Raw genomic sequence first — 26,948 nt, forward strand, 5'->3', positions numbered from 1 at the left:
AAGAGGAGCGTATGGACGAGGATAAAAGCTTACAAGGAATTGTGCTGCAGGCCTACGATGTGCGCGAGTCGTCGCGCATGATTGACCTTTTTACACGGGAACGCGGCAAAGTCTCTGTTCTGGTGCGTGGGGCTAAACGCAATAAAAGCCGATTTTTAAATCTTTCCGCGCCCTATGTGGAAGGACAGTTTCACCTGATTTTCGGACGAACCACAAACTATCTGAAGGAAGGCGCCATTACCGATGCGCACCTGGGCTTGCGCCGTTCTCTTCCGCAGCTGACAACGGCGCGCTTCGGCACCGAGGCGCTGCTGGGCGTTTTGGTGGACGGGGAAGAAGAGAATTTGTTTTTACTGTACCAGGCCTTTCTCAAAGCGATCGAAGAGGGAAATCCGGCGCAGCTTTCGCATGGAATCGGCGCCTTTCTCTTAAAACTGTGTAGCTTTTCCGGCTTCCGGCCACGCGTGTCCACCTGTGTGTACGGTGGGGAAGCGCTTGTTGGTGACCGGTTCTTTTTCGATGCCGAAGCAGGCGGAATTGCATGCGCCCTGCATGCTCCGTCGGTGGGAGCGGACGTGCTCTCCGGAGAGGAATACGCCGCGATTGTCCATTATCTCCGCCTTCCGCTTCGTGTTATAATGGACGCGCATGATTTTTCGTCTGCGGATGCCCGGCGTTTGGCCAGGGTCTGTTTTCGTTACTATGCGACGCATACAGGCCGGCATACTCTGGGTACCTTATCGATGATGGAGGAACTCCATCTTCTGTAAAGAAATGATTCACGGCTACCTGTATTGGTCGGGAGCCGGTAGCTCATAACGAGCGGAGGAGGTTGAATGAATTTACAGGAAATGCTATCCACTCTGACGGCCTATTGGTCGCAGCAGGGATGCACCGTTTTGGAACCTTACGATACGGAAAAAGGGGCCGGAACCATGAATCCGAATACCTTTTTACGCGCCCTCGGTCCCGAGCCGTGGAAGGTTGTCTATGTGGAGCCGTCACGCCGTCCGGCCGACGGACGTTATGGCGAGAATCCGAATCGCCTGTATCAGCATCACCAACTGCAGATTATTCTGAAGCCCTCCCCGGACAATATTCAGGATCTGTATTTGGACAGCTTAAAAACTATCGGGATCGACCCGCTGCAGCATGACATCCGCTTTGTCGAGGACAACTGGGAATCCCCGACGCTCGGTGCGTGGGGCGTGGGCTGGGAAGTATGGCTCGACGGCATGGAAATCACGCAATTTACCTATTTTCAGCAGGTGGGCGGCGTGACACTGAACCCGGAAGCGGGGGAAATCACCATGGGTCTCGAACGCATTGCCATGTATATTCAAGGGGTGGACAACGTCTTTGATCTGCAGTGGAATGAACACTTGCGCTATGGTGATATTTTCCATCAGCAGGAATACGAAAACTCCAAATATTCCTTTGAAACGGCGGATGTCGCCATGCTGCATACGCTCTTTGATCTGTACGAAAAGGAATCGCAACGACAGATCGAGGAAAAGCTGGTATTCCCGGCGTATGATTATGCGCTGAAATGCTCGCATACCTTCAATCTTTTGGATGCGCGCGGCGCCATCGCCGTTTCCGAACGCAGTCACTATATTGCCCGCGTGCGTGATCTGGCGCGCGCTGTGGCCAAATGTTATCTGGAAAAACGCGAAGAGATGGGATTTCCGCTATTGCATGCCGAGGCGAACGAAGTGGATGCACAGCGCCCCTTGCAGAACGCGGCAGAGGAAGAGGAGAAGCGGGCATGACAACGTATCTATTGGAATTAGGCGTGGAAGAGTTTCCTTCGCGCTATATAGCCTCGACGAAACAACAGCTTAAGCAAAATGTTTTGGACGGCTTAGTTACTGCCGGACTTTCCGTTACGGACGCACGTGTACAATCCACACCGCGGCGTTTTGCCCTTTGGTTGGAGGATATTCAGGCCAAGGAAAGCGCAGCGGAAGAAGTGGTTCGCGGCCCCTCCAAACAGGCGGCATTTGACAACGAAGGACAGCCGACAAAGGCCTTGCTCGGCTTTCTACGCTCCAAGGGTCTTTCTCTTTCGGATACCTTTATCGAAAACAAAGGCAAAAGCGAGTATGTCTTTGCGCGCCTGAAAAAAGAAGCCATTTCCATTGAAAAAACATTGCCGACCATTATTGCGGAAGCGGTTCGGAAAATTTCCAATCCTCGCGCCATGCGTTGGGGCGGCAAGAATCTGCGTTTCCTGCGTCCTATCCGTTGGATTGTTTCGCTGTTGGAGGATCAGGTCTTGCCGATCGATCTGGAAGGCATTCCCGTGGGAAACCATACAAATGGCCATCGCTTCCTCGGACAAAAGAATTTCGTAATCGAGAGCGTGCATACGTATGAATCCCAACTGGAAGAAAATTATGTAATCATTGACGAAAGCAAGCGCCGTGATCGCATTTTACGCGGCTTGAATCGCCTCGCCCGCGAAAAAGGTGGCGTGCCCATGCAAAATGCCGAGCTGTTGGAAGAAGTGGTGAATATCGTCGAGTATCCGACGGTCTTCCGTGGAGACGTGCCGCGTGAATATTTGACGCTTCCGCCGGAAGTGATCATTACCCCGATGATGGATCATCAGCGCTATTTTCCGGTGGTGGATGACGAAAACCATCTGTTACCGTATTTTCTTTCCGTGCGCAATGGGAATGAAGTGGGATTGCAAAATGTCATTGAAGGCAATCAAAAAGTGCTCATTCCGCGCTTGGAAGATGCCAAGTTCTTTTATCAACAGGATCAGGCGCGTCCGCTCGAAGAGTTAGTTCCGAAGCTGGATGAATTGGTATTTCATGAACAGCTGGGAACCATGCGCGAGAAAACCGAACGCCTGGAATCGCTTGGCGTTTCTCTGGCGAAGCTATTGGTCTGCGGGCCGTCGATTCAGCAGAATATCGCGCGTGCGGCGCATCTGTGCAAGGCGGATTTAGTCACGAAGATGGTCGTGGAGTTTACGGAACTGCAGGGCACCATGGGGCGCATTTATGCCACCGAAAATGGCGAAGTACTCGCCGTTGCCAAAGCGATTGAAGAGCACTATTTGCCGCGACAGTCCGGCGGAGAACTTCCACAGACGACGGCGGGCATGGTGCTTTCCTTGGCCGACAAGCTGGATACGCTGGCCGGTCTCTTTGCGATCGACGTCAACGTGACGGGCTCACAGGATCCCTTCGGCTTGCGTCGTGCCGTCATCGGCATCCTGGATATTCTGCAGAAGAATTCGCTGCATCTGTCGATGACCGATGCTCTGCGTGATGCGCTGTTGCTCTATGTGGAACAAAAGGGGCTGGTTTTTGATTATGACGATGTGATTTCCCGCATCAGCGACTTTTTCCGCGGCCGTTTGCGCACGAAATTGCAAGAACAGGGCATACGCTACGATGTGGCGGATGCCGTGTTGGCCACCGAGGACAATGATTATCTGCGCTTAATGCAGAAGGCGGCGGCCGTACAGGCGCTAACGGAGAAAGACCCCGAAAATGAGCTCATCACCGGTTTTGTTCGCATCGAGAGCATGGCGGAGCATGCCGAATCGACCGCAGTGGATGCGGACTGTTTACAGGAGGAAGATCAGAAGCTGTTTGCCTCCTTGTATCGAGCGGAGGAAATTCGCGCGGAATTACAGAAAGACCACTATGAAGAGGCGTTGGCGCTTTTCCGGGAATGGATGCCGATCCTTCATGAGTATCTGGATGCGACCATGATTCTGGTGGATGATGCCAGGTTAAAAGCGTCGCGATTGGGCATGCTGGCACAGGTAAATGACCTGATTCATGAGATTCTGATTGCCCGTCGCATTGTGCGGGAAGATTGAGTAACGAAGTATCGGTTAGCATAGAGGACGACGCTTTGTCATCGAGGAACGTTTCCAACGCGAGGCGAAAGGAGGGGGCCATGTTTCGGGAACAGACGGAAAAATGGGAAAAGGAGTGGCTTTCTCCGTATGCGGCACACGTGGATGCCACGCGGGGCCGAGAGCGGCAGGAAGAAGAGGATCCCATCCGAACGGCCTATCAGCGTGATCGGGACCGGATATTGCATTCCAAGTGCTTTCGCCGCCTCAAACATAAAACGCAGGTATTTATCGCTCCGGAAGGAGACCATTACCGTACGCGGCTGACGCATACGCTGGAGGTCAGCCAGATCGCGCGAACCATGGCGCGGGCGCTTCGACTGAATGAAGATCTGATTGAGGCCATGGCCATGGGCCATGATGTGGGCCACACGCCGTTCGGCCATGCCGGCGAAAAGATTTTACAGATGCTGGATCCGGGCTTTCATCATGCGAAGCAATCGGTGCGCGTTTTGCGCTTATTGGAAAATCGACGCGATCATGTTATTCCGGGGCTCAATCTTACCTGGGAGGTGCTTGACGGCATCGAGCACCACAGCGGCGAACAGCTGGCGGCGACGCTGGAAGGTCGTTTGTTAAAATATGCCGATCGCATTGCCTATGTGAACCACGACATCGACGATTCTTTACGCGCCGGAGTTCTTTCGATGGCGGATTTGCCGAAGGAGAGCATTGCGGTGTTGGGCGAAACGCATTCGCAACGCATCAGCACCATGGTGACGGCCATTATCGAGGCAAGCCTCGACAAGCCCGATATTCTCATGGAAGAAACGGTCTATAAGGCATCCAAGAATTTGCGCACCTTCATGTTTCGTGAAGTGTATACCAACGAAATGGTCAAAGGCGAGAACGCAAAATTGGAGCACATTATGACGGATCTTTTGGCCTATCTCGTGGCCCATCCGAACGCCATGCCCGAAGACCATCGTCATCTTTACGAGAACACGGCCGATGAGGGGGATATTCGCCGTCAAGCCATCGACTATATCGCCGGCATGACGGATGATTTTCTCATTCGTACCTATCGCAATCTTTTTATTCCCAAGGCATGGTCCATTCTCTAATTTTTCGTACAACGTGCAGAGAACGATGAAGCGGACGCTCGAAAATCCTACGGTAGAAGAAACATAAGAAAAGGTAAACGGTATTGGGGAAGGGGGAGTTATGCGCATTTCCGATCAAACGATTCAGCAGGTGCGCGATGCGATCGACATCGAAGAGCTGGTCGCAAGCTATGTCACCCTGAAACCGGCCGGCAAACAGAAGAAGGCTTGTTGTCCGTTTCATCAGGAAAAAACGCCTTCTTTTTTTATCCGTCCCGAGAGGGGAACGTTCAAATGTTTCGGCTGCGGCGAATCCGGCGATGGCATCGCATTTTTGATGAAAATGGAGCATCTTGACTTCCAGGAAGCCGTTGTGGCGCTGGCGGAACGCTATCATATTCCCATAGAAGCGGATCATCCCGAGGATACAGAGAAACGGATGCGGCGCGATTTGTATTATCGCATCAATGAAGAAGCGGCACGTTTTTTTTATAAGCAGCTTCTAACCAGTGACGCGGCGCTCCAGTACTTAGCCCGTCGCGGGTTTAAAGCGCAGATCATCAATGATTTCTTTCTCGGCTATGCGGATGCGAAGGGAAATAGCCTACTGCGCCATTTAACGGAAAAAGGCTATCGCGAGGAGGATCTGCTGGCGCTCGGTCTCATTGCACGGTCTCATCGCGGCACAGGGTATTATGATAAATTTCGTGACCGGCTGATGTTTCCCATTGTTTCGGTCAAAGGAAAAATCATCGGTTTTGGAGGACGGGCGATTGGCGATGGCAAACCAAAATATTTGAATTCGCCGGACTCCGAAATCTTTCATAAAGGAGAGCATCTCTATCATCTGCATCAAGTGCGTAAAATTCCGAATTCACGCGAAGTGATCGTGGTGGAGGGCTATATGGATGTGGCAGCGCTGGCGTTTCACGGCGTGCCCAATGCCGTCGCTTCGTTGGGTACGTCTCTTACGGAAGAACAGGCGAAGCTCGTCAAACGCTATGCAGATCGTGTGTATCTTTGTTATGATGGCGACGCTGCCGGCATCCGAGCAGCGCGTCGTGCCATTGATGTGTTTCAACAGGCGGACGTTTCGCCGAAGCTGGTCGTCCTTCCCGAAGGAAAGGACCCGGACGATGTGGTGCGAACGAAAGGAGCAGAGGCGTTTCGGCACTATTTGTCCATTTCGATGGATCCGCTGGATTTTGAACTGAAATTGCTTACCGCCGGTTATGATCTGACGGAACCGGCCGGGCGCATGGATTTTCTGCCACGCGCACTGGATTTTTTAGCCGGCATTGAAAAGCAGACGCTCCGTGACGTGATGGCAGAGCAGGTGGCTACGCTGGCACAAGTTAGCTTGGAAAGCGTACAGCATGATACCGCGAAGCGCCGCGAAGAGCTTCTTGCCAAGCAGAGCGAAAAGAATCGGCACAGAGCGGAAAAAGGTCGTTATGCAGGAGAGGCATTCTCTTCTCGTCGCGATACGGAAGCGGATCGCCCCTCGTATTATTACGCGGAAGAAGAGGAACTGCCGCCGGAAGCCTTTGGGGATTATGCAGACCAAGATGAGAGCAGAAGCGACAGTTTGGGTATGTATGCCGACAGGAGCATGGCATCGGAACGTTTTCGACTCGAACGCGAAATGGTGCGGCTGATTCGAGGCGATCGCGCCTGTGAGGATGTGCTGTCGGCGGAGCAGGATTTTATTGAAAATCCGGGGCTACAACAATTGCTCTTGGCCGTGCATAATTTACGGGATGCGGGCATTTCACCGCAACAGGACTGGCTAAAAGAATCGGATTTATCCGACGAAGCAAGAGAGCTTGCGGAGTCGCTGGACCGGGAAAATTTGCCGGTTCATGTCGCTATGGCGAAAGAACTTCGAGAACGAATTCAACGTTTTCGTCTGCGAGAACGCAAGGCAGAGTTGCTTTATGCCATGCATCATCCGGATCAGATGGAAAATGTGTCGTCGCAAAGTGCTTTGTTGAAAGAACTGCAGGAGATTGAGCAACGCTTGCGTGCGCCTGGGGGAGGGCTTAGATGACGGATCGCAAAGATCGACTAAAAGACGATGTCCTGGACATCGAAGAGATAAAACAGGATATGGTGGAAGAGTTGCGCAAGATTGCCGTTGCGCATCATGATCGCTTTCAACGGGACGATTGGGAAAATCTGGAAGATATGGACCAACTCAGCGAGGAGGATCGTCGTGATATTTTGCAGATTTTGGCCGACGACGGCATCACTATGGCGGATGCCGTGCGCACAGAAGGCATAGAAGAGGATGAGGAAGAGGATGAGCTGCTTGACGAAGAAGAGGACGAGTCGACGCTAAGCGATCTGGATGCCTTATCCGAGTTAAGTGTCCATTTTGAAGAGGAAAAGGAAGAACCCGAGGCGGAGTTGAGCGATCAGGAAATGCTGCAAAACATCGCCGTGGATGATCCGGTAAAAATGTATCTCAAGGAGATCGGCCGCGTTTCTTTGCTTACCGCAGACGAAGAGGTGCTCCTCGCGCGTCGCATGGAGTTGGCGGAATCGGCAGCAAAAGTGCTTCGAGGCGAAAAAGCTTCTTTGCGGGAAGAGATTGAGATCGCGAAAGAGTCGCTCAATAATACGCAAGCCGCCATGCTGTTGGATTTGATGGCGACAAAAGACGCAAGGAAGCGTTTCCGCACGGCACAAACAAGACAGTACAGGGCGTTTCGTCGTTTACTGGCCATCGTCCTTTCTCCGGAGGATGTCGTCCTCAGCGAAGAGGATGAGGCGTATCGTGCGGTCAAAATCGCTGCCCATGTGGAACGCTACATCCGTCGCCGTTTGAGTCGGCTGGGTCTGACACAACAGGAAGCGTGTGAGCTGGCCTTCTGTGTGGAGGTTCAGCAAGCGCTGGTTACCTTCGTGCTGACGCCGAAGCTCTTAACGACAAAACAGAAAAGCTGGAAAGACCTTGCGCTGGAAAATGAGGAACGCATCCTTCGTGCGGTGGATCAGCTGTATAAAAAGAATGTGGAAAACGAGGAACCGTGTGGCACGTTGCTGGACCTGGCGCAGGAGTTTCAAGTCAAACCGTTTACGGAAGAAGAAACCATTCCGGGAGAGCTTCGCCGTGAACTTTTTGAACGCAATACCATTGTCGATAAGCTCAACATGACCTTGCGGAAGCGGCAACTGAAGGATGCCTTAACGGAACAGGAAGCCGAAAATTATGCAGTGCTGCTGGAAGCCCTGCAAACCATAAATAAGCGCATGGCGCATTATAAAAATGATTTCACTCCACAGCGCGAGGCTTTGCAAGAGCTTTTGGTCAAGACGGATCCGGCCGGACGTGTTCTGGTGGGGTTGCCGCTGTCGGAAGAAAATGAGAAACAACTGAAGCGGGCCATTCGCGTAGGCTCCGTTGCCAAACAGCGTCTGGCGGAAACCAACCTTCGTCTGGTTGTTTCCATTGCCAAGCGTTACGTCGGGCGCGGCATGAGCTTTTTGGATCTCATTCAGGAAGGTAACCTCGGTCTGATGAAGGCGGTGGAAAAATTCGATTACCATCGCGGTTTCAAGTTTTCTACTTACGCCACCTGGTGGATTCGCCAGGCCATCACCCGTGCCATTGCGGATCAGGCGCGCACCATCCGCATTCCGGTGCATATGGTGGAAACCATCAACAAACTCTCGCGCGCACAGCGTCAGCTGCTGCAGGAGCTGAACCGCGATCCGACCAACGAGGAAATTGCCGCCGAAATGAACATTGATGTCGAAAAAGTGCGCATTGTTCGCAAAATTGCACAGGAGCCGGTTTCCTTAGAGACGCCGATCGGCGAGGAAGAAGATTCGCATTTGGGCGATTTTATCGAGGATGATACGGTCATTTCTCCGGATGAGGCGGCGAACTTCATCATGCTCCGCGAGGAACTGGCTAATATTCTCGGTACGCTTTCCACAAGAGAGCGCAAGGTGCTGGAGCTGCGCTTCGGTTTAAATGACGGTACACCGCGTACACTCGAGGAAGTGGGCAAGGAATTCAACGTCACGCGGGAGCGCATTCGCCAGATTGAAGCGAAAGCCATCCGCAAGCTCAAGCATCCGACGCGAAGCCAAAAGGTACGCGATTTTCTCGAATAATCAAACACGGAAACAGGCGCCTTGGCCCGGCATGTGCGTATGCTCGGCAAAGGCGCCTTTCACATCTGTATGCGTTGGAAAAGCGCCACGTTTCCTGGCTCAGGAGGAAGTATGCAACGACTTCAAACCCTCATTCGTCTTGTTCCGCCGTCCAAGCGTGTGATCGACGTGGGGGCGGATCACGGACTGGTATCGCTCGGTCTCGCAGAACGGGAGGATATTCAACAGGTATTGGCAACGGACATTTCTTCCGCCTCTCTGTCTAAGTTGGAAGAAGCCTTGAAACGGACAAATCCGCCCATCCGAGAAAAAATTACGCTTTTTGTAACGGACGGTCTGCAAGACATTCCATGGTCATCTGCGGATGCCATCGTGATCGCCGGAATGGGAGGCCCGCTCATCACGCGTATTCTTCGCGATTCGTTCGCTTTTGCCAAAAATGCAAAAACATGGGTGCTTTCGCCGCAGAGCGGTATCGCGGCGTTTCGGCATTTTTTACAAACACTATCCTGTCGAATTGAAGAAGACCTCGTCGAAGAAGATGGAAAGTGGTATCCGCTTTTTCTGGTTTTTCCACAAGAGGCTTGTCCGGAAGGGAACGGCTATGCCTTTTCTCTCACAGAACAGGAAGCGGAGTACGGCCCGGAGCTTTTGCGTAAGAGACATCCCGTGTTGGAAAAACAGCTTATCCGGGACGAGAAGCATTGGCAAAGTCTCCTTATCCATTTAGAAGGAAAGTCTTCCCCTGCGGCTGCGAAACGTCGAGAAGAAGCGGAACGTGCGCTTCGGGCTCTGCAACGACTGCGGAAGCGATACGATGGCAACGAATGACGCCAACGGCCGTTTTAGAAAAGAGAAAGGATCTCGTATGCAGATACAGAAATGGGTAGAGGAATGGGAAAAGCGAGTACCGCTAACATTGCAGGAAGCATGGGACCATAGCGGCAAACAGTTCGGCCGCTTTGCGCAACCGCTTCGCGGCGTGGTTTTCGCTTTGGATTTTTCAGCGGGTGCACTGCAGAAGGCGGTGGAGATGGGCGCAAATTTGCTTGTTACGCATCATCCGGTACTTTTTGAGGGAGTACACACCTTGCACGAGGACGTGCCTTTGCAAAATCTCGTCATGCGGGCATTGGAGCAGGGGATTGCAGTCTATGCGACGCATACGCCGTGGGATTGGGTGGACGGAGGCGTCAACACCGAGATCGCGGAACGCATGGCGCTTCGAGAGTGCCGAGCGCTTCGACCGCGGGAAGAGATCGATCCGCAGCGAGCCTATTCCGCCGGATTCGGTGTCTATGGTAATATCGAACCCATGACGCTGGCGGCTTTTGCTCGCAACCTTTCCCAAGCATTTTCGACGCCGTCGGTGGTGTTTTACGGAGAAGGCGAACGAAATATTACAAGGGTCGGTCTTCTGGGCGGATCCGGCATGGACTTTATGCCCGATGCGCTGACCGCGGGCTGTGACGTTTTTGTCACCGCCGACATCAAATACCACGAGGCACAATCTGCCCTACAAAACGGATTGGCACTCATTGATCTTGGCCACTATGCGGCGGAATTTCCCTCCATGGCGCGTGCAATGCGTCTATCACAATCCTTTGCACCTAACGTCCCACAGGAAGTGTTTGATGAAAAAGAAAATAAGCGCCATTCCCTCAGCGGGGAATGACGCTTACCATTTCCATTTGCTTTTCACATGCGACGTTTTTCACCGTCGATCCGGAACACGCTCGAATCGCTCGATTCGGGCGTTTCTATTTGAGCAGATTGGAGAAAAAGTCGATAATGCCTTGGAAAAGATTGCCGAAGAAACCGCCTAATTCGGTTTTTGTTTCGGGGGATAGATGTGCCCAATCCGTCTGCACCTTTTCCATGAGATTTCCACCCTGCTTGAGCAAATTTTCTCCTAAATTGCGCAAGTTCGCGATTTGCTCGTCGGTGAGCCGGATTTTGGAGAAGTTCTCCATCAACCCCTGCAACGAGGAAATATTTTCGGCGCTGAGAACGCCATCCAGGTGGTAATTATTGACCACGGTATTGATGATGGTGGTAATGTCTCCTACGGAAATATTGCCGCCGTTTTTCTCCTTTTCTTTGGCGATTTGCGCCTTGATCTCCGCAATGGCGGCATTGAGCAGCTCGTCGGAATAGCCGTCTTTTCCTTTGTTTTCCTCATTAATTTTCGAGGTGATTTCCAGTTCTTCCTGTGCGGTCTTGACGTTCTCTTCCGGAAGCGTACCCGTCGTACCGCTGAATGCCTTATAGACGCCGGCCAGCGCCCCGGAGCCGTCCACCGCTTTCACCGAAGCCACACGAATGGTCATATTGGTTGCGCCGGCCGTGATGGCGGCATTGGCGTACTGCGTTGCCGTAATGGACGTAATGGTTTTCGGTGTCACGATTTCCACCTTCACCCCCGTATTTTTATCGGTAGGCTCCAGGTAGACCGAGGAATACACCTGATAATAATCATAGTGATCATGAAGCAAACTGTTCATTTCGTCGATATTGACTTGCATTTCCAACGCTTTATCGGATACACGGAGCAAACGCGCCGTTTCCTGTTTTTGTTCGGCGGTAAGACTCTGACCGTAAGAGTAAACCGATTGTTTTAAATTATCCGCTTTAGCCGGTTGCGCAAGGCTCGTCAGTGCAAAGAGCAAGGTCAACACGGTAGCGAAAAAGCGTTGACATAGCGTTTTTTTCTGTTTCATCATTTCTCCTTATCCCACAGGCTTTCGCCGAGTATCAAACGGCTTTATCCTATCCGTCCCTTTTGTTCGTAATATGAAGAGAATGCCTTTTTCGATCATGGCTACTGAGTGGGATCGTTCGTTTTTGCTTTTCAAATGTGCTATACTATAGGCACTGATCCCGCCACACCTCTCTACGATGTGCAAAACGGCGGGCCTTTTTATCGCAAAGGTGGTGAAACCTGATGTCCGTACAACTCATGCATTCCGATGCCAAGCTCTATGATATGGTGGTGAACGACAAGCTCATCATCCGGGATATGGATTATGCCCGAAAGGTTTTTCAGCGGGTCAGTCCTTTTCATCTGGAAAATTTCGGTTTGACTTGGAAAAAAGCGGACGGAACCTATCGCGAGGGAACCACGCTGGAAATGCTGGTAGACAGCTATCTTGCCGATCGTCGTATCAAAAACTTTTTATTCGACTATCTTTCCGACTATGAGGTGCAGCTTCGTCATGTCCTGGGTACCGTGCTTCTTGAAAGCTTTGGGGAGTATGGGTATTTGGATTCCGGTCATTTTCGCCAGGACGAGTACCACAAAAACTTTATTAATGACTTGGAAAATGAATTGACGCGAGCCAATGAACCTTTTGTGCGCCGTTTCTGTCCCGAAGAGGGAAAAACGCGTGAGGTTCCCGTATATGTGGCCATGGAAGTGATCACGTTGGGAACGCTTACGAAAATTTTTAACAATATGCGTCGTCCGGAACAAAAGCGAGTTTCCGCTTTTTATGGGGTGCTGTCTGAAAACGTCTTATATTCTTTCTTTACCTGCCTATCCAAATTGCGCAATACCTGTGCGCATCATGGCCGGTTATCCAATCGCCGTTTTTCGGAAGGCTGTGCGGTGCTGAAGGAAGACAAGTGCGTCATGGAAAAGCTTGCACCGACGTATCAGCCGGATGCCTTCCGCTTTTTTGCCATGATGCTTGCTCTCATGCACTTGATGGATGCGCAAAGCAACCGGGAAATTATCGTCCATTATCAGCGCACCTTTACGCTGCATCCGCACTTTTCGCCGCGCTTTTTGGATTTTCCGGAGGCATGGGAAGCGATTTTATGTGCAGCGGCAAATATAGATATCGCCTCTCTCCACTCAAAAGACATCAGTGAAGAGCCCATCGCTTCCGATCGCTGGGTGATGCCGCCGTCGAAGCGAAGCGAGCAATAACAGGAGGAAACCATGCGCCCTCAAAAGGAATGGAATGCGTTGCAGAAGGCCACCTACTGTTGGCTGGAAGCGTTCGATCATCCCGAAAAAAACAAGTGCATCATTCATCTCATCGGTACCAACGGAAAAGGTTCAACGGGGCGCACCCTTGCGCTGGCCTTAGAGAAGCTGTTGCCCGAAAAAGTGGGCCACTTCGTTTCGCCACATGTGCATCACTATGAAGAGCGTATCATGCTGCAATCCCAACCGATTACCCACGAGCGATCCGTGGCAATCCAACAGGCGATGGAAGAAAAAGGAAAGGCGGAAAATCTGCCGTACATCCCGTATTTCGCGCGCAGTATGGTGGAAGCTCTTCTCGCTTACCGGGAGGAGGCTCGTGTGCTGGTTATGGAAGCCGGAATCGGCGGTCTGGATGATTGTACCAATCTCCTTTCCACCGCTATGACGGTCTTTACCACGATTGACTTCGATCATCGTGATCGGCTCGGAAATACCATTCAGGAAATCGCCCGTGCGAAAGCCGGAGTGCTGCTGCCGGGTTCCTTTGCCGTATCGGCCGACCAGCGTCCCGAAGCGGAGACGGTCCTGCGAAATACCGCCGAAGCGAAGAACGCTTCGCTGGTATTCTATTCGCCGCAAACGATCACCGACGCTGCGCTGCGTTGGCAAAAGGGCGAGCGTCCGGCCTTGCACTTTACCTTTACGCGTGGCGCTTTAAGCGGCGCGTATGCAGCGCGGCTCATCGGACGCCATCAGCTGCAGAATTTCGGCACGGCCTTAACAGCCCTGGAGGAAATGCTTGCCCCCGATTCGCCGGTCGCGGCCGCGCTTTTTCCAACGGGACAACTTCCTCGTCCGGAGAAAATAGATGAGGCCGTCCATGCCGCCGTGGCGGAAGCGTATCTTCCCGGAAGGCTGGAAATGCTCTCGTACGATCCCATGGTCTTTATTGACGGTGCGCACAATCACCAGGCTGCTAAAATGCTGGTGGAGAATCTGGATGCCTTATCCTCCTGTTCTCCGGCAAAGGGCAAAGAACGCGTTCTCTTGTTTGGTATGCACGACGGAAAGCTGAGTGAAAAAGAGCAACAGGAGTTTTTTGCGGCATTTGATGCTGTGTATCGCATTCCCGTCCAAGATGAAGAAGACGATGCGGTCATCGAGGCGATGGGAAAGGCTTTGGATGCGGCGTATCTTGCCCATCCGAATGCACTGTTTGTGGCGGCCGGATCGCTGTATCTTTTGGATGGTGCGAGCCGTTGGCTGGAAAAGGCGCCCTCGCGAAAGAAATAAAAACAAAGCAAGAAAAAAGAGGAGCCGCGGCTCCTCTTTTTACGATCGATGTTTCATCCATATTTAATAGAGACGATAGAGCCCGCAGACAACGCCCAAAATGCGACATTCCTTTACAATAATGGGCTCTAAAGCGGCATTTTCAGGCCGCAGTTCCACATAGCCCGCACGTTGGAAAAACGTCTTTACCGTCGCCGAATCTTCGATGAGAGCGACAACCTGTTGTCCATTCCTGGCGGTTTGCTGACGGCGGACGATGACGTGGTCGCCGTCGAAGATGCCGGCTTCAATCATGGATTCGCCATGTATCTTCAAAATGAAGTAGTCGCTGCCATCCTGATGGAAAAACGCCGTCGGCAGGGGAATGGATTCCTCGGTATAGTCGTCTGCATAAATCGGCTGCCCGGCTGCCACGGCACCATAGACAGGGATATCCAAGACATCTTCCCGATAGGGCGTATCTTGTGTCTCTTGCACAGAAAGATCTTCCACCGGACGGATCGAGCGGTAGGAGCCTTTCGTCATGGTAATCTGTTCGGCATCGATCAGGGCGTGTAGGTCTTTGGAAACGGTCGAGGTCGAACGAATGCCCAAGGCCTCCTGAATTTCACGCACAGTCGGCGCAATGCCGTTTTCCATCCAGTAGGAAGAGATGTAGCGCACCATCGCGGAACGCCTTTTTTGTGCCGGGGATTGCATCGTCGCCTCCTTTTTTGGCCGACCGATGGATGGGGCAAAGGGCCTTGCCATCCTCGACCGTTATGGGAATCGATTTCGAAAACGAACAAACTTTCGCTTTCATTATAGCGTGCAAAAAGACGTGTGACAAGACCAATTTAGGGTATGAAAGCGGACGAAGGGCGAAAACGCCTGTTAGGGCTTTGCGATGTGGGAGAACGCATTTCGGAAGCCTTAGATGGTCTATAAAATGAAGGAGGAACTATGGATTTTTATTATTGTGAGCATTGTGGTGCGATGTACATCAAAGCCAATCAGGTGGGCAAGGTAACGCCGGTATGCTGTGGCGAGCCGGCAAAGAAGATGGAAGCCAACACAAAAGATGCGGCAGTGGAAAAGCATGTTCCGGCTGTTACGCGTGAGGGCAACAAGATTTCGGTTGTCGTAGGCGAAGTCGTTCATCCCATGGAAGAAGATCACTACATTACGATGATTGCCGTTGTACAGGGTGACAAGTTCCAAAGCGTCGCATTGAAGCCGGGTCAAGAGCCGAAGGCACAATTCCTGGTGGAAGATGGCCCTGTTACCGTTTATGAACATTGCAACAAGCACGGCCTCTGGAAGGCAGAAGCCTAAATTTTTCACCGGCTGGTCTAACAAGCTTTCCAGCGAATAGAACAAAGAAAAAGACGAGCTACACCTGTTGTGCAGCTCGTCTTTGTTTTTGCGAGGTTGTCGTCTTCCGCAACGCCGAAACGTCAGGCAGAGAGCATTCTCTCGGCAGTAGGCCTTTTAGAAGGCGATACGTCCTTTTTGTTCCTCGTCATTGATGCTGTAATAGGCGGCATATTCTTCCGGCTTGACATAAATATCCAGCGTTTTCAGCTCGCTTAATTTATGGCCGTCCTGTTTCCAGTACATTTTCGCCTGTTTTACCAGCTCTTCCATATCCACTTCACGACCTTGATACTGTACAATATATTTCGTTTTGAGCATAACATCCTCCCATTGGTTCAAAAAAATCGAAATTTCTCTTCTCTTTTTCCGATTTCCGCCATAGTTTATCAAAAACGAAAAAAAACAACAAGAAGAAGAGAATAATTCTAGGGAAAATGCGGGACATTTTGAAAAAATCTTCTATTTTGCAGAAAAAACATTTTATTATGGGTAAAAAAGCAACATATTGTAAAGAGTGAAATGGGATGGAAACGGTTTACGAAAAACCGGAAAGGATGACGATGACATTTTTCGAACTGTTACTGCTGGCGGTGGGCGTTTCGCTGGATGCCTTTTCGGTGGCGATCTGTAAAGGGCTGGCAGTACAAGAGCTCCACGTGCGTCACGGGCTTGTTGTAGGAGCCTATTTCGGCGGTTTTCAGGGCCTGATGCCGCTTTTGGGCTTCTTATTGGGGTCGTGGATTGCTCAGTCCATGCGGGCTATTGATCACTGGGTGATCCTGCTCATACTCGGCTATTTAGGCATCCAGATGGTACGAGAGGCGAGGAATCCGGAATCGTGCCCGACGGGAGATTTTTCCTGGTCCACCATGTTTCCGCTTGCTGTGGCGACCAGCATTGATGCCTTTGCGGTGGGCGTGACCTTTGCTATGATGGAGATAGATTTGTGGATGGCGATTCCGCTCATTGCCGTATGCACCGGGCTGTTCTCTTTTGCCGGTGTGTATATCGGTCACTATTTCGGACAGCGCTATCAAAAACCGGCAGGCATCGTTGGCGGAGCGATTTTGCTGTTCATCGGTCTCCGCGTATTCATTACGCACTGGATCCAAGGCATATAATGCATACCGGATCCAAGGCGTTACAGCGCGAGGCCTTCCACGAGGAATAGAAAATAAGGAGAAAGCATGAAAATCACGAAACAGGCACGTCAGCGTGCAAAAGAATTGTTGCAGTTCATTGATGGATCTCCGACCGCCTACCAGGCGACGGAACAAGAAAAAGCGCTTCTGGATAAAGCAGGATTTACGCCGCTTTCCCTGACTTCCCGCTGGAAATTGGAGCCGGAAAAAACGTACTACGTGGAAATTTCGGATGCCACGATTTTTGCTTTTCGCACGGCTAAACAGGCGGATGCCGGCTTTCATATCATCGGCGCGCACAATGACTCGCCCGGTTTTCAATTGAAACAGAACGTGAATATGCCGCGCAACGGATATGGCCAGCTGAATGTCGAGCCCTATGGCGGATTGATTTTGCGTACCTGGCTGGATCGTCCGCTCTCCGTGGCCGGCCGTTTGCTGGTAAAAGACGACTCTCCGCGCGGCTATTCCGTGAAGAAAATACACATTACCCGACCGCTTCTCATCATCCCCAGCCTCGCCATTCATATGGACCGTGAGGTGAACAAAAACGGCGAAATCAAGCCGCAGAATGGCATGGCACCGATTTGGTGCATGGCGGATGAACCGGATAAAAAAGGCGATTTTCTGGCCGTCGTGGCGCAAGAAGTCGGCATTGCCCGTGAATCGATTCTGGACGCGGATCTGTTCCTCTATGATGTGCAAAAAGGTATGTTCCTCGGGGAAAACGAAGAATTTCTTTCCGTCGGACGTCTGGACAACCTGGCCATGTGCCATGCTGCGACCACGGCGCTGACCAAGGCCAATCCCGCAGATGTCCATCAGGTGATTGCGTTGCATGACCACGAAGAAATCGGCTCGATGAGCCGGAAAGGGGCCGATTCGGCGACGCTTCGAGATGTCCTTTCGCGTATCGTCCGCAGCCTGGGAGGCGACGAGGAAGATTTCGCGGTTGCCTTAGCCAAGAGCTTCACCATTTCCTGCGACATGGCGCATGCCATACATCCCAATCATACGGACTGCGCGGATCCGACCAATCGTCCGCTCCTTAATCACGGCCCGGTTTTGAAATATGCGGCCTCCAAGAGCTACATTACCGACGGGGAAGGCGGCGCGCGCGTGCGTCTTTACGCGAAAAAAGCCGGCGTGACCTTCCAGACGTTCCACAATCATTCCGATAAGCGCGGCGGTGCTACGATTGGCGCGATGGATGAGCAGTGGACAACCATCTTAAACGCCGACGTCGGAAACCCCGTTCTCGGCATGCATTCCGTGCGCGAACTGGGCGGCGTGGCCGACCACGACGCCATGATTCGCACCTTAACCGCCTTTTTGAACGATGAAAAATAATCGCGCCGAAAGGGAATATTCCGCGACCATGACCGACCTTACGGTGGATGGTCGCGGCATTGGGCATCTGAAAGCGCAGGATGTCCTTTTTGCGCCGCATGGTACCGTTCCTCTTCCTGAAGAAGACGTCGGACGGACCGTGTTTGTCTACGGCGCGCTGCCGGGGGATGTCGTGCGCCTTCGTGTGCATAAACGGAAAAAGAATATCCTCGAGGCACAGGCGATGGAATTGCTTACGCCTTCGCCAGGACGGCGCCCAATTTCTTCGCATCCGCATGCCGAAAATAGCCATACAGGCTTTTTGCCGGACGAGCCGGAAGACGATGCGATGACCCCGCATGACGGATTCCCGCTTCTTGCCTGGGATCCGACGGAACAGAAGGCGTGGAAGATGCGCCGTGTGCGGGAGGCGCTGGTTCGTGTCGGCGGTTTTGCCGCCTCGGATTTGCCGGAAATGGACTGGATTGCTGCGGAAGAAACGCACTACCGCAATAAGATCAATCTTCGTCTGACGCCGGACGGACGTCTTGGCGATACCGCGCGAGACGGGAAGGTGCGTCCACTTTCTTCCTATGTCATTGCCGCGCCGATTTTGGAACAAAAACTACAGCAGTGGAATGTGCTGGCCTTGCAGACCCCGAACTGGGCCAAGACCTTCTCCGCCGTGCGTATGGTCGTTTTGCGTGCGAACGAGAAAGGGGAGACGCTCGCGGCTCTCATTACCGATCCGCTTTCCTCGGCACAACGCAAGGCTCTCTTTGCCCTTCTGCAACCTCTGTCGTTTACGGTGCTCTGCCAAGGACAGAATCATCGACCAGGCGACGTGCGCCTTCGCGAACCCCTCGTTTACGCCACCCCGCAGAAAACCCTGCAAACGACATTGAGCGGCCTCTCTTTTACCGTTTCTCCGCCTTCGTTCTTTCAAGTCAATCGCTTTCTGACACCCGCGTTGTATGCGAAGGCTCTTTCCTTCTTTTCCGATTTACCCGACGCCACCGTTCTCGACCTTTACTGCGGCACCGGCACTACCTCGCTGCTTCTTGCGCAGCAGGCAAAGCGCGTCATCGGCGTCGAGATGGTCGAGGCTGCCGTCGAGGATGCCCGTCAGAATGCTGCGCGAAACGCTCTAACCAATGTTTCCTTTATCGCAGCCAAAGCTGAAGAAATTCTTCCATCCCTGACAGCTGACTTCGCGGAGAAGAGCCTTTGCGTTCTCGTGGATCCGCCCCGCAAGGGTCTGGACGAAAGCGTGCGTCGCTCGCTTTTTTCCATCGAACTTCATGAGCTTGTCTATATTTCCTGCTATCCGGAAACCCTGGCCCGCGATCTTCGCGACTTTCGTCAACAAGGCTGGATGCTGGATCGCCTGTGTGTGGCGGACATGTTTCCCAACACGCCGGAGATTGAGACGGTGGTCAGGGTGAGGCGGAGATAATAACGAGGAAAAGGGTCTGTCTGTGTAAACAGAAACGGCATGGACTTGGTTTCCTTGGTACATCGACACCAAAGGCATTCGAGCGGCACACTTTTTGAAATACACCGCCGGATCGTGTTAATTTGGCAATTTTCGATAGAAGATAATGAAAAAAGGAGTTAGAATAGTCTCGAGGCTGTGTTTTGGATTGACAAGGGGGAAGACAAGATGGACACTCTCTTAGACAGACAGACAGACAGACCTATTTGCCGCCTGCTAATTTCGTTTGTTTTTTTATTTTATTTTCTATTTATGGAGGCATTTCGCTGATCGACGTTTTGATCCAAGCGGATAGTCTCCTTTTTCATTTTGATGCAAAAGTACATCCGATGTAGGCATGAGCACGAAAGAAGAAAGGATAAAAGCATGAAACACATACGCAATAGAGTATTGGCCGGTGCTGTCGCACTCGTCATGCTCGTCACCGCCGTCATTACAGATAGCCGCCCTGTTCTCGCAGAGGACAAGGCTTCTTCGCATGCCGTGGAGACAACGGATACGGCTATGCCAGTGGAGGAGACGGGCCAAAAGAGTCCGGGTGAGATAACAGAAGCCCCTGAGCCAACGGATACGGCCATGCCAGTGAAGGAGACGGGCGAAAAGAGTCTGGACGAGAGGAAAGAGCACCCCGAGGAAACAACAGAAGCTATTACAAAAGCGAAAACCGTGGAAGAGGGGAAGGAAACGGCGGATGCACAGGCGGCGCAGGCAAAACCAGAAAAAGCGTTGGCCTCGGCGAACCGTAGCGGCGTAAACTATACCTTTAACGCAAACTGGTCAACAAAGTCGACAGGAGATTACTCCTATCCGAACAATGATCCGACCTCCATTTCTGTTACCTCCTCAAACAATACACAAAAGACCGTCACTTGGGCGGTTCATCTGGGTGTTCCACAAGCGCAAGGAGCAAATTTTCCTAAAGGTACGGTGAAGATTACGGTTCCCAATTTCATCGTTGAAAATTGGGAACAAGACGGTGATACCAAAAGAGTCAATGTTGATAATAATGGCAATAAATTGCCTCATATGACTTGGCAGGTCGCAAAAGCACCGGAAGAAAGCACTTCTATTGATTTTAACTATAGCGATAATGGCGACGGTACCTATACGTTAACAAACTATAAGGATCTTAACGGCGGGTTCACCTTTGATTTTGAGCAGAAATTTTCGTTCAAACCGGCCTTTGTCAAAGTCGATCAGAATGGAAAACTCCAGAAGGACTATGCCATTACGCTTCAGATTGATGCGGATAGCAACGGCAAAAATGAAGTAGATGACACCAAAAAACTGAGCCTTCAGTTACAGAATCGGCTGAAGCCGGGCGACGTTAAGCTCAGTGTTGCCAGAAAGGATAACGCAAAGGGGGCCTACCTGACCTGGCAGAAGAGCTGGGGGCCGAAACCTACCGATGATGACGGAAAAACCTATTTTTATGTGATTTGGTTTGCCGATTATATGCGTGGTTCCGGGACATCCCTACCTTTCTCCGCAACGGTTACCGATACGGGAACCGATGGGAAAGTAGTTGGCACGGGATATTTTACCTGGCATGACAATACCTTCCAATATCCTCTAAATACGACCTATCCATCCATTGCGAAAATCACTGAAAGCCGGACGTATCGTCAATATCAGGGTAGCGAGACGAAAGCACTCCCGGGCATGCCCAATTATTTGAATGGCCATCTGGTTCTTCAAGATATGCGGCCTTGTCTTTCGCAGGCGATCTTAAAACGGTATCCTCTTTCTCTACTTGAAGGAAAATCAGCAAATGATCTGAGAAAGAAGGGGGTTGAACTGTCCAATTCCGTTCAGGTTGACGAAATTGCCGACAATGGGCAAAAGGATCAAGTGACCGCCCAAGCGACAGAAACGGTTTACTTCTATTTAGGGGAAGGGTCTTTTGGAAAATACAATGTAAACAATGCAGAGACATCCTTACCCATGGCGAGGACGTACCTTTTAGACGGGGAAACCATTCGACTGGCGGGTAATTGGAATGCCCGTGATCACAGCTGGCACACTTCATCGGTTACCAGACGACCGAATACGGCCAAAGATCAGAAATGGGAGATGAAGATCACCCAGTCTTCGCCCTATTACATTGAAGGGAAAGGAAACGATCTTACGAATTCCACTCTTAACGAACTCTTTGATCAAAAGAAAATGACCCAACTTAGCGATGCGGATTATTTTTATAAGGATTTTTACCTCACCTGGACAGAATATGATGCGGCACAGACGCATTTTGGCGAAGACACCGGAAACCCCATTCGCGATTATGCATCCTATCAGCCGGTTGAAGTTTGGATCCGAAAAAAGGAGCAGCCTGCCTTTGAAAAATATGCCCAGGTAAAACGAGGACAGGACGGCGCTTATATCGCGACAGATACAAATGAAAAACCGTTAGCCACCTCAAGAAGATTGAATCGAACTTTTTGGGCTCTGCCGAGCGATGTAGCGGAAATAGAATATCGCCACAAGAATGGGGAAAACACTTTTCAAACCGATATGACCACCTATGAAAATGTGGTGCTTCGGCCAACAGCTGCGGTAAAAACGCTTTTAGCAGCTTCTAAGACTGCAGGAAATAACAGCATGGTTACCGCTTTTGCTGAACGAACCGTAGGAACGATGACAGACAACACGAAGGGGCAACCTTTGGCAGTTACCGCGTATACGCTGCGAGACCTGTCCGTATCCTCTTCTGTTTTTAGTAAAGAAGGAAAATTAACCGACTATCCAGACGAAAGCAAACAGAAGAGACGGGTATTTGACTCGAATTATAACGGGGCATACGCTATTTTTATGGATATTACGGGTGGCGGAAAAAGTGACAAAGAGCTCGTCAAACGCTTCGCCTTTAATAAGGGGACATTCTATGATCTTCTGCCGAAAGACACCTATGTTGATCCGAAGACGACAGAGTTGAAGTTGAATTGGTCTTACTCTGATGGCGTGGGAAATGTCATTCCGAAAAAAAATTATTCCGTTTCTTTCGTGGATGATTATGAGCATTCCGGCAGAACGATGATGATCGTGAACTATACGATCCCTGACGATCTCTTGGAATTTGGAGGAGGCGATCCACGGGTTGTATTTTCCTATGATCTTTACAATACCTATGAAAACATCGTTGACCGCGGAACAGATGTGCTCCATTCGGTTGCGTTTGTGAACGGGAATGATAAGATTCCCTTCCATCCGGGAGATGCCGTTAAAATGCCGGATAAGCTTGCCGACAAGAATTTTTTCACCAATTTGGGAAAATCGAATGCTGGAAAGATAATGTTCAACCAGGCTACGGTTCATTATCAAATGGTTACGGTCAATCAGTCCGGATTGACAAAGAAGGTAAAAACGGCGAATCAGCCATTGTACGTGGAGAGCACAACCGTAGAAGGAAAGAAAGTTTATACCTACCGTCTGCGCTATCAGACCCAAAAGGGGACAAATGCGGATCAGCTCGTATTTTATGACGTTTTAGATAACGGTACAACCGCCAAACCTTCTGCATGGCAAGGAACATTACAATCCATTGACATTTCGGCAATCGAAGGGAAGCAAAGCGCTGGCAAAGACGGGGGAACACTTTCTCCGGTGGTCTACTATGCCACGACGATTCCAACGCAAGAGCAGTTCGACGTGGATAATGGATCCATTTGGTCTACGACCAAGCCCCAGGATATGAAGCAGGTAAAGGCCATTGCGATCGATTGCAGAAAGGCGATAAAAGGAACAACCGATACCAACTTCGTTTTGGAGAAGGGAGCAAGTCTCTCTGTGTTTGTCGATCTTGTCGCGCCGACAGATCCTGCGTTCAACGAAAAAAAAGCTGTTAATTCGTGCACAATCAAGACGAGAACGTTCTCCGGTACAGAGGCCACGGCCAGCGATACCGTACGAACGCTCACTGCAGAGGCGGCCAGCGATACCGTGCGGAGGCTCACTGCAGCCGCGGCCAGCGATACCGTGCGGACGCTCACTGCAGATGCGGAAGTTACCCTCAAGCTGGTTACCACAAGCCTCAGCGGACAAAAAGTATGGGATGATGGGGCTGACAAGGATGGCATTCGCCCCGATGCGGTGACCATTACCTTGTTTGCGAATGGTAAGGAAACCGGAAAAACGGCGAAGGCGACAAAAGAAAACCAATGGAAATACCAATTCGATAATCTTAACATATATGATGTGGATGGAAAGAAAATTGCTTATACCGTAAAAGAAGATCCAGTACCCGGTTACACGACAACCGTTAAAGACACGACCGTTACGAATACACATAATCCGGTTCCCAGAACAAGTCTCACCGTGCAGAAGGTTTGGAAACACGTGACGCCCAGCTTCTTGAAAACGGCTTCCGTAGAGGTCGTTCTGTACAAGAATGGACAACCGACTTCCACAAAGGTCACCTTAAATGAACAGAACAAGTTCACGTGGACGTTTACGGACTTGCTGACGGCCGATTTGTTAACAGGTCAGCCGAATCAGTACACGGTAAAAGAGCTCGATGACAAGGGCCAAGCGGCTGACGATGGCGCAAAGATCACGCTGTCGAATCGTCGCTTTACGGTAAAGTATGCGACGACGGGTAATCAGGTCACCATCACTAACACCCATCGGTTCACGCCGACGCCCAACCCGCCGACACCAGAGCCGCCAACACCAAATCCGCCGACGCCGAACCCACCGACGCCGACGCCGGTAGAACCAACACCGGCGCCCAAGCCTCAGCCGAAGCCGACGCCGACGTTGCCGGTGAAGCCGCAGCCAAAAACGGGCGATAGCAATCGTCTTCTGTTCTGGAGCGCGCTGCTTGGGATTTCTGTTCTGTCGCTGACGTATCTTTACGCGGCAAAGCAAAAAACAAAGCGTAAACCACGCTAAGGTGAAAGCCGGAAGCGATCGGTGAGATCGTACGATTTAACGCTATCCAAAAAGGGAAGCTCACAAGGTGAAGGCCAATGGGCTGTTACGGAAGCAAGAAAAGGGGCTGTGGCAGGACGATCCATATTCTGCCACAGCTTTTTTGTGTTAGGGAAAGCTTTCATTACTGCGATGAACGATGCTCGTTTTGAAGGGAAGAGGTGAGCATAGGGAGGAGATACGCCTTGTGTTTCTTCGTTTCAAATGGGAAGATAGAGTTGTTTGGAGGGGGGCTAAGTAGAGCGGAGTGTGCGGAAGGGAACATGATATGATAGTAGAAATTCCTTTGCGCACAGAAAGTGAGGCCAAGAAATGGTTGTAAAAAATACAGCAAACATCGGTTTTGAAAGACAAATCTGGGATGCAGCCTGTGTTCTGTGGGGGCATATACCAGCATCCGAATATCGAAATGTCATCATCGGATTGATTTTCTTGAAATATATTTCTACGGCATTCGACAAGAAATATAAACAGTTAATCGCTGATGGCGATGGATTTCGAAACTTTGCCTGAAGTTTTTACTAAAAACAAAGAAACAGAGGATTCAGTACAGATACTTGGCTGTCTTGGAAATGCTCGCACTTATAGATGGATTAAGAAATAATACTTAAAATGGCCGAAAAACTTTGAATACAACAAAGTTTTCTTGCCGATATCAAATGGATCAGGAGCAATTGGAGAAGTCTTGAGCACACTCCTGATCGGCCATACTCAGACATTTATGAGCATTGGAACTTTCAAAATCAAAGAGGAAGCTGAAGCTGAAGCTTTGTTAAAGTACATAAAAACAAAATTTGCAGGCACTATGCTTGGGATTTTAAAAGTTACCCAAGATAACAAAAAAAGCTGTATGGAAAAACGTACCTACTCAGGATTTTACTAGTATTTCAGATATCAATTGGTCTAAGACCATTCCAGAGATTGATCGCCAGCTCTATGCCAAGTATCATTTGAAAACAAGTGAAATCGAGTTTATCGAGAAAAATGTGCAAACCATGGATTAAGTAAAATGGAGGGCAAATATGTATACACCTATACATCGAGAGCTCGGCTTGCCGGCATCAATTCCCTTGGACTGGTCGCTAATGCAACGTGTTGTGGAAGCAAAAATGCACGAGCAACGAGACCTTGACTTTAAGATGATTGGATACAACTCGCAAGATCCACACTCAGCGTCTGAATTAGCAAAAGATTTATGTGCGATGGCAAACTCTGGGGGAGGATGGATCATCTGCGGCATAAGAACTGATCCTAAGAAAGACATTGCTGAAGAACTAACACCTTTTACTATTGATAAAAATACAGATCAAAATATCTACCGCATTGCTTGGACAAACGTTCAGCCCTCGCTGTCAGAAGTAAAAATTCATGCTATTTCATCTCCTGATGAGAAGTGGATTTATGCGATAGAAGTCCCTCCCTCCGAGTTGTTCCCACACTTATGTCTATATCAAAAAGGGAATGAGTCTTATCCGTTCTATGCGCCTATACGAAATGGTTCCTCAACCGTAGGTTTGACAGAACCAGAGCTTCGTCGCCTTTACAGAGAGTCTTATCAGTTAAAAAAAGACAAAGAGGCTAATGAGAAACAACTGTATGACGAATTTGCAGAATATGGGCAGATTTACGATGGCTTGACGTTTATCTTTATGGGGATTCCAGAGTATCTTGTAGAGAATCGCCTTGATCAGGTGACTATTAACCAATCATTAGATGGAATCAAAACAAATCAGTATCGCTATGACAATAACGGTCTGTGGCTTTTAAGAAATTTTGGCGATGAATTTGCAAGAAGCAGACGCGGATTACGTTCATGGGTTTTGCGTAATGAACGAGACATGGATCAACATCGCTTCTGGAGACTGGAATTAAAGGATAACGGCATTCTTCGCATTGCAATTCAATTAGGTGGCTGGATAGGCTGTGAAGACTGGTCTGAATACCCTGCAGGAACTAAGAACCAGGCATCTCAGCGTTTTATTGAGGATGCCTTAGTCGAGGCTTATGCTTTTTTGGTCAAATGCCAACAGAAATGGCACCCATATACCTACAAAATCACGGCTGGCTTATCTGGCCCTGCAGAGATGCCTCTAATTATTCGTGGAGTTGCATCGTGGTATGGCGGGGATAGAGCGTCATTAATGCCTGAGTCAACAAGTAAAAGAATCTATCATTTTAAGCCTATCACTTCATATTTAGACATCAATGCAGACGATAAAGAGAGGTTGCAAGTCCTCAACTCACTTGGTGAAGATATTATCAACCAAGGAGAAATTTCACACTTGCAAAGTATTATTGCTGAATGACTATAACCGCTCCATCTTGTTCTCAATGCCCGGCTCATACTTCCGCCGATATTGAATCAGTATCACAAAATGTGCCTTGTTGTCCTCATAACAGGACATCTGCACTGATCCCCTAA

Annotated in this window: 21 protein-coding genes; 18 read left to right on the forward strand and 3 right to left on the reverse strand. The window is 50.4% G+C overall.

Features of this window, described 5'->3' with window-relative positions:
* Window positions 1-11: 11 nt before the first annotated feature.
* The 8 genes from recO (at window position 12) to FXY30_RS04070 (ending at window position 10,726) form a co-directional block, all read left to right on the forward strand.
* Window positions 12-770, forward strand: coding sequence for a DNA repair protein RecO (gene recO, locus FXY30_RS04035; protein ID WP_071705424.1), 759 nt, complete (start codon window positions 12-14; stop codon window positions 768-770).
* A gap of 66 nt (window positions 771-836) precedes the next feature.
* On the forward strand, window positions 837-1,772 hold the full coding sequence (glyQ, locus tag FXY30_RS04040; protein ID WP_071705425.1) for a glycine--tRNA ligase subunit alpha: 936 nt from the start codon (window positions 837-839) through the stop codon (window positions 1,770-1,772).
* Window positions 1,769-3,844: a glycine--tRNA ligase subunit beta gene (gene glyS / locus FXY30_RS04045; RefSeq protein ID WP_071705426.1), complete on the forward strand. Its 2,076-nt coding sequence runs from the start codon at window positions 1,769-1,771 to the stop codon at window positions 3,842-3,844. The genes glyQ and glyS overlap by 4 nt, the downstream gene beginning before the upstream one ends.
* Before the next feature lie 80 nt (window positions 3,845-3,924).
* The gene (locus FXY30_RS04050) at window positions 3,925-4,947 is read left to right on the forward strand and encodes a deoxyguanosinetriphosphate triphosphohydrolase (RefSeq protein ID WP_071705427.1); all 1,023 of its coding nucleotides are present in this window, start codon (window positions 3,925-3,927) and stop codon (window positions 4,945-4,947) included.
* A gap of 100 nt (window positions 4,948-5,047) precedes the next feature.
* A complete protein-coding gene (dnaG, locus tag FXY30_RS04055; RefSeq protein ID WP_071705428.1) occupies window positions 5,048-6,976 on the forward strand; it encodes a DNA primase in 1,929 nt (642 codons plus the stop codon).
* Window positions 6,973-9,051, forward strand: a complete 2,079-nt coding sequence (gene rpoD, locus FXY30_RS04060; protein ID WP_083428192.1) for an RNA polymerase sigma factor RpoD — start codon at window positions 6,973-6,975, stop codon at window positions 9,049-9,051. Before dnaG ends, rpoD begins: the two co-directional genes overlap by 4 nt.
* A gap of 111 nt (window positions 9,052-9,162) precedes the next feature.
* A complete protein-coding gene (locus FXY30_RS04065; RefSeq protein WP_071705429.1) occupies window positions 9,163-9,882 on the forward strand; it encodes a tRNA (adenine(22)-N(1))-methyltransferase in 720 nt (239 codons plus the stop codon).
* A gap of 37 nt (window positions 9,883-9,919) precedes the next feature.
* Window positions 9,920-10,726: a Nif3-like dinuclear metal center hexameric protein gene (locus tag FXY30_RS04070; RefSeq protein WP_157885033.1), complete on the forward strand. Its 807-nt coding sequence runs from the start codon at window positions 9,920-9,922 to the stop codon at window positions 10,724-10,726.
* An 85-nt stretch (window positions 10,727-10,811) separates the two neighbouring features.
* On the opposite strand, the gene FXY30_RS04075 is transcribed toward FXY30_RS04070, so the two are convergent.
* Window positions 10,812-11,771 carry a DUF1002 domain-containing protein gene (locus FXY30_RS04075; RefSeq protein WP_071705431.1) on the reverse strand — a complete coding sequence of 320 codons (960 nt, stop codon included), beginning with the start codon at window positions 11,769-11,771 and terminating at the stop codon, window positions 10,812-10,814.
* A 224-nt stretch (window positions 11,772-11,995) separates the two neighbouring features.
* Between FXY30_RS04075 and FXY30_RS04080 the strand changes: the two genes are divergently transcribed.
* Window positions 11,996-12,982 carry an Abi family protein gene (locus FXY30_RS04080; RefSeq protein WP_071705432.1) on the forward strand — a complete coding sequence of 329 codons (987 nt, stop codon included), beginning with the start codon at window positions 11,996-11,998 and terminating at the stop codon, window positions 12,980-12,982.
* Between the two features lie 12 nt (window positions 12,983-12,994).
* Window positions 12,995-14,278, forward strand: a complete 1,284-nt coding sequence (locus tag FXY30_RS04085) for a bifunctional folylpolyglutamate synthase/dihydrofolate synthase (RefSeq protein ID WP_071705433.1) — start codon at window positions 12,995-12,997, stop codon at window positions 14,276-14,278.
* Window positions 14,279-14,341: 63 nt separating this feature from the next.
* Here the strand turns inward: FXY30_RS04085 and lexA are convergent, their stop codons facing one another.
* Entirely contained in the window at window positions 14,342-14,977 is a 636-nt protein-coding gene (lexA, locus tag FXY30_RS04090) for a transcriptional repressor LexA (RefSeq protein WP_071705434.1), read from the reverse strand.
* 243 nt (window positions 14,978-15,220) lie between these two features.
* Here lexA and FXY30_RS04095 point away from each other — a divergent pair, with 243 nt between their 5' ends.
* Window positions 15,221-15,592: a desulfoferrodoxin family protein gene (locus FXY30_RS04095; RefSeq protein ID WP_071705435.1), complete on the forward strand. Its 372-nt coding sequence runs from the start codon at window positions 15,221-15,223 to the stop codon at window positions 15,590-15,592.
* Between the two features lie 156 nt (window positions 15,593-15,748).
* Here FXY30_RS04095 and FXY30_RS04100 read toward each other — a convergent pair whose 3' ends face one another.
* The gene (locus FXY30_RS04100; RefSeq protein WP_071705436.1) at window positions 15,749-15,952 is read right to left on the reverse strand and encodes a DUF6465 family protein; all 204 of its coding nucleotides are present in this window, start codon (window positions 15,950-15,952) and stop codon (window positions 15,749-15,751) included.
* A gap of 242 nt (window positions 15,953-16,194) precedes the next feature.
* On the opposite strand from FXY30_RS04100, the gene FXY30_RS04105 reads away from it, so the two are divergent.
* The 7 genes from FXY30_RS04105 to FXY30_RS04135 all read left to right on the forward strand — a co-directional run bounded on the left by FXY30_RS04105 (window position 16,195) and on the right by FXY30_RS04135 (window position 26,832).
* Complete coding sequence (locus tag FXY30_RS04105) at window positions 16,195-16,755, forward strand: manganese efflux pump MntP (protein WP_071706100.1); 561 nt, start codon at window positions 16,195-16,197, stop codon at window positions 16,753-16,755.
* Window positions 16,756-16,821: 66 nt separating this feature from the next.
* Window positions 16,822-18,126 carry a M18 family aminopeptidase gene (locus FXY30_RS04110; RefSeq protein ID WP_071705437.1) on the forward strand — a complete coding sequence of 435 codons (1,305 nt, stop codon included), beginning with the start codon at window positions 16,822-16,824 and terminating at the stop codon, window positions 18,124-18,126.
* The gene (locus FXY30_RS04115; protein ID WP_083428195.1) at window positions 18,116-19,561 is read left to right on the forward strand and encodes a class I SAM-dependent RNA methyltransferase; all 1,446 of its coding nucleotides are present in this window, start codon (window positions 18,116-18,118) and stop codon (window positions 19,559-19,561) included. Before FXY30_RS04110 ends, FXY30_RS04115 begins: the two co-directional genes overlap by 11 nt.
* Window positions 19,562-19,966: 405 nt before the next feature.
* Entirely contained in the window at window positions 19,967-24,487 is a 4,521-nt protein-coding gene (locus FXY30_RS04120; protein WP_071705439.1) for a Cna B-type domain-containing protein, read from the forward strand.
* A 351-nt stretch (window positions 24,488-24,838) separates the two neighbouring features.
* The gene (locus FXY30_RS04125) at window positions 24,839-25,039 is read left to right on the forward strand and encodes a type I restriction-modification system subunit M N-terminal domain-containing protein (protein WP_071705440.1); all 201 of its coding nucleotides are present in this window, start codon (window positions 24,839-24,841) and stop codon (window positions 25,037-25,039) included.
* 172 nt (window positions 25,040-25,211) lie between these two features.
* Window positions 25,212-25,409, forward strand: coding sequence for a hypothetical protein (locus FXY30_RS07615; protein WP_071705441.1), 198 nt, complete (start codon window positions 25,212-25,214; stop codon window positions 25,407-25,409).
* Between the two features lie 139 nt (window positions 25,410-25,548).
* The gene (locus FXY30_RS04135) at window positions 25,549-26,832 is read left to right on the forward strand and encodes an AlbA family DNA-binding domain-containing protein (RefSeq protein WP_071705442.1); all 1,284 of its coding nucleotides are present in this window, start codon (window positions 25,549-25,551) and stop codon (window positions 26,830-26,832) included.
* Window positions 26,833-26,948: the final 116 nt, after the last annotated feature.

It is taken from the genome of Murdochiella vaginalis (genome assembly GCF_902381775.1).
Classification (GTDB): domain Bacteria; phylum Bacillota; class Clostridia; order Tissierellales; family Peptoniphilaceae; genus Murdochiella; species Murdochiella vaginalis.

Bases quoted from the DNA above. Each gene is read 5' to 3' on its own strand.
- FXY30_RS04050 (WP_071705427.1), top strand. From the start codon at position 3,925: ATGTTTCGGGAACAGACGGAAAAATGGGAAAAGGAGTGGCTTTCTCCG.
- glyQ (WP_071705425.1), top strand. From the start codon at position 837: ATGAATTTACAGGAAATGCTATCCACTCTGACGGCCTATTGGTCGCAG.
- FXY30_RS04115 (WP_083428195.1), top strand. From the start codon at position 18,116: ATGAAAAATAATCGCGCCGAAAGGGAATATTCCGCGACCATGACCGAC.
- FXY30_RS04135 (WP_071705442.1), top strand. From the start codon at position 25,549: ATGTATACACCTATACATCGAGAGCTCGGCTTGCCGGCATCAATTCCC.
- FXY30_RS04065 (WP_071705429.1), top strand. From the start codon at position 9,163: ATGCAACGACTTCAAACCCTCATTCGTCTTGTTCCGCCGTCCAAGCGT.
- FXY30_RS04120 (WP_071705439.1), top strand. From the start codon at position 19,967: ATGAAACACATACGCAATAGAGTATTGGCCGGTGCTGTCGCACTCGTC.
- FXY30_RS04085 (WP_071705433.1), top strand. From the start codon at position 12,995: ATGCGCCCTCAAAAGGAATGGAATGCGTTGCAGAAGGCCACCTACTGT.
- FXY30_RS04070 (WP_157885033.1), top strand. From the start codon at position 9,920: ATGCAGATACAGAAATGGGTAGAGGAATGGGAAAAGCGAGTACCGCTA.
- recO (WP_071705424.1), top strand. From the start codon at position 12: ATGGACGAGGATAAAAGCTTACAAGGAATTGTGCTGCAGGCCTACGAT.
- FXY30_RS04110 (WP_071705437.1), top strand. From the start codon at position 16,822: ATGAAAATCACGAAACAGGCACGTCAGCGTGCAAAAGAATTGTTGCAG.
- FXY30_RS04100 (WP_071705436.1), bottom strand. From the start codon at position 15,952: ATGCTCAAAACGAAATATATTGTACAGTATCAAGGTCGTGAAGTGGAT.
- rpoD (WP_083428192.1), top strand. From the start codon at position 6,973: ATGACGGATCGCAAAGATCGACTAAAAGACGATGTCCTGGACATCGAA.
- dnaG (WP_071705428.1), top strand. From the start codon at position 5,048: ATGCGCATTTCCGATCAAACGATTCAGCAGGTGCGCGATGCGATCGAC.
- FXY30_RS04105 (WP_071706100.1), top strand. From the start codon at position 16,195: ATGACATTTTTCGAACTGTTACTGCTGGCGGTGGGCGTTTCGCTGGAT.
- lexA (WP_071705434.1), bottom strand. From the start codon at position 14,977: ATGCAATCCCCGGCACAAAAAAGGCGTTCCGCGATGGTGCGCTACATC.
- FXY30_RS04095 (WP_071705435.1), top strand. From the start codon at position 15,221: ATGGATTTTTATTATTGTGAGCATTGTGGTGCGATGTACATCAAAGCC.
- glyS (WP_071705426.1), top strand. From the start codon at position 1,769: ATGACAACGTATCTATTGGAATTAGGCGTGGAAGAGTTTCCTTCGCGC.
- FXY30_RS04080 (WP_071705432.1), top strand. From the start codon at position 11,996: ATGTCCGTACAACTCATGCATTCCGATGCCAAGCTCTATGATATGGTG.
- FXY30_RS04075 (WP_071705431.1), bottom strand. From the start codon at position 11,771: ATGAAACAGAAAAAAACGCTATGTCAACGCTTTTTCGCTACCGTGTTG.
- FXY30_RS04125 (WP_071705440.1), top strand. From the start codon at position 24,839: ATGGTTGTAAAAAATACAGCAAACATCGGTTTTGAAAGACAAATCTGG.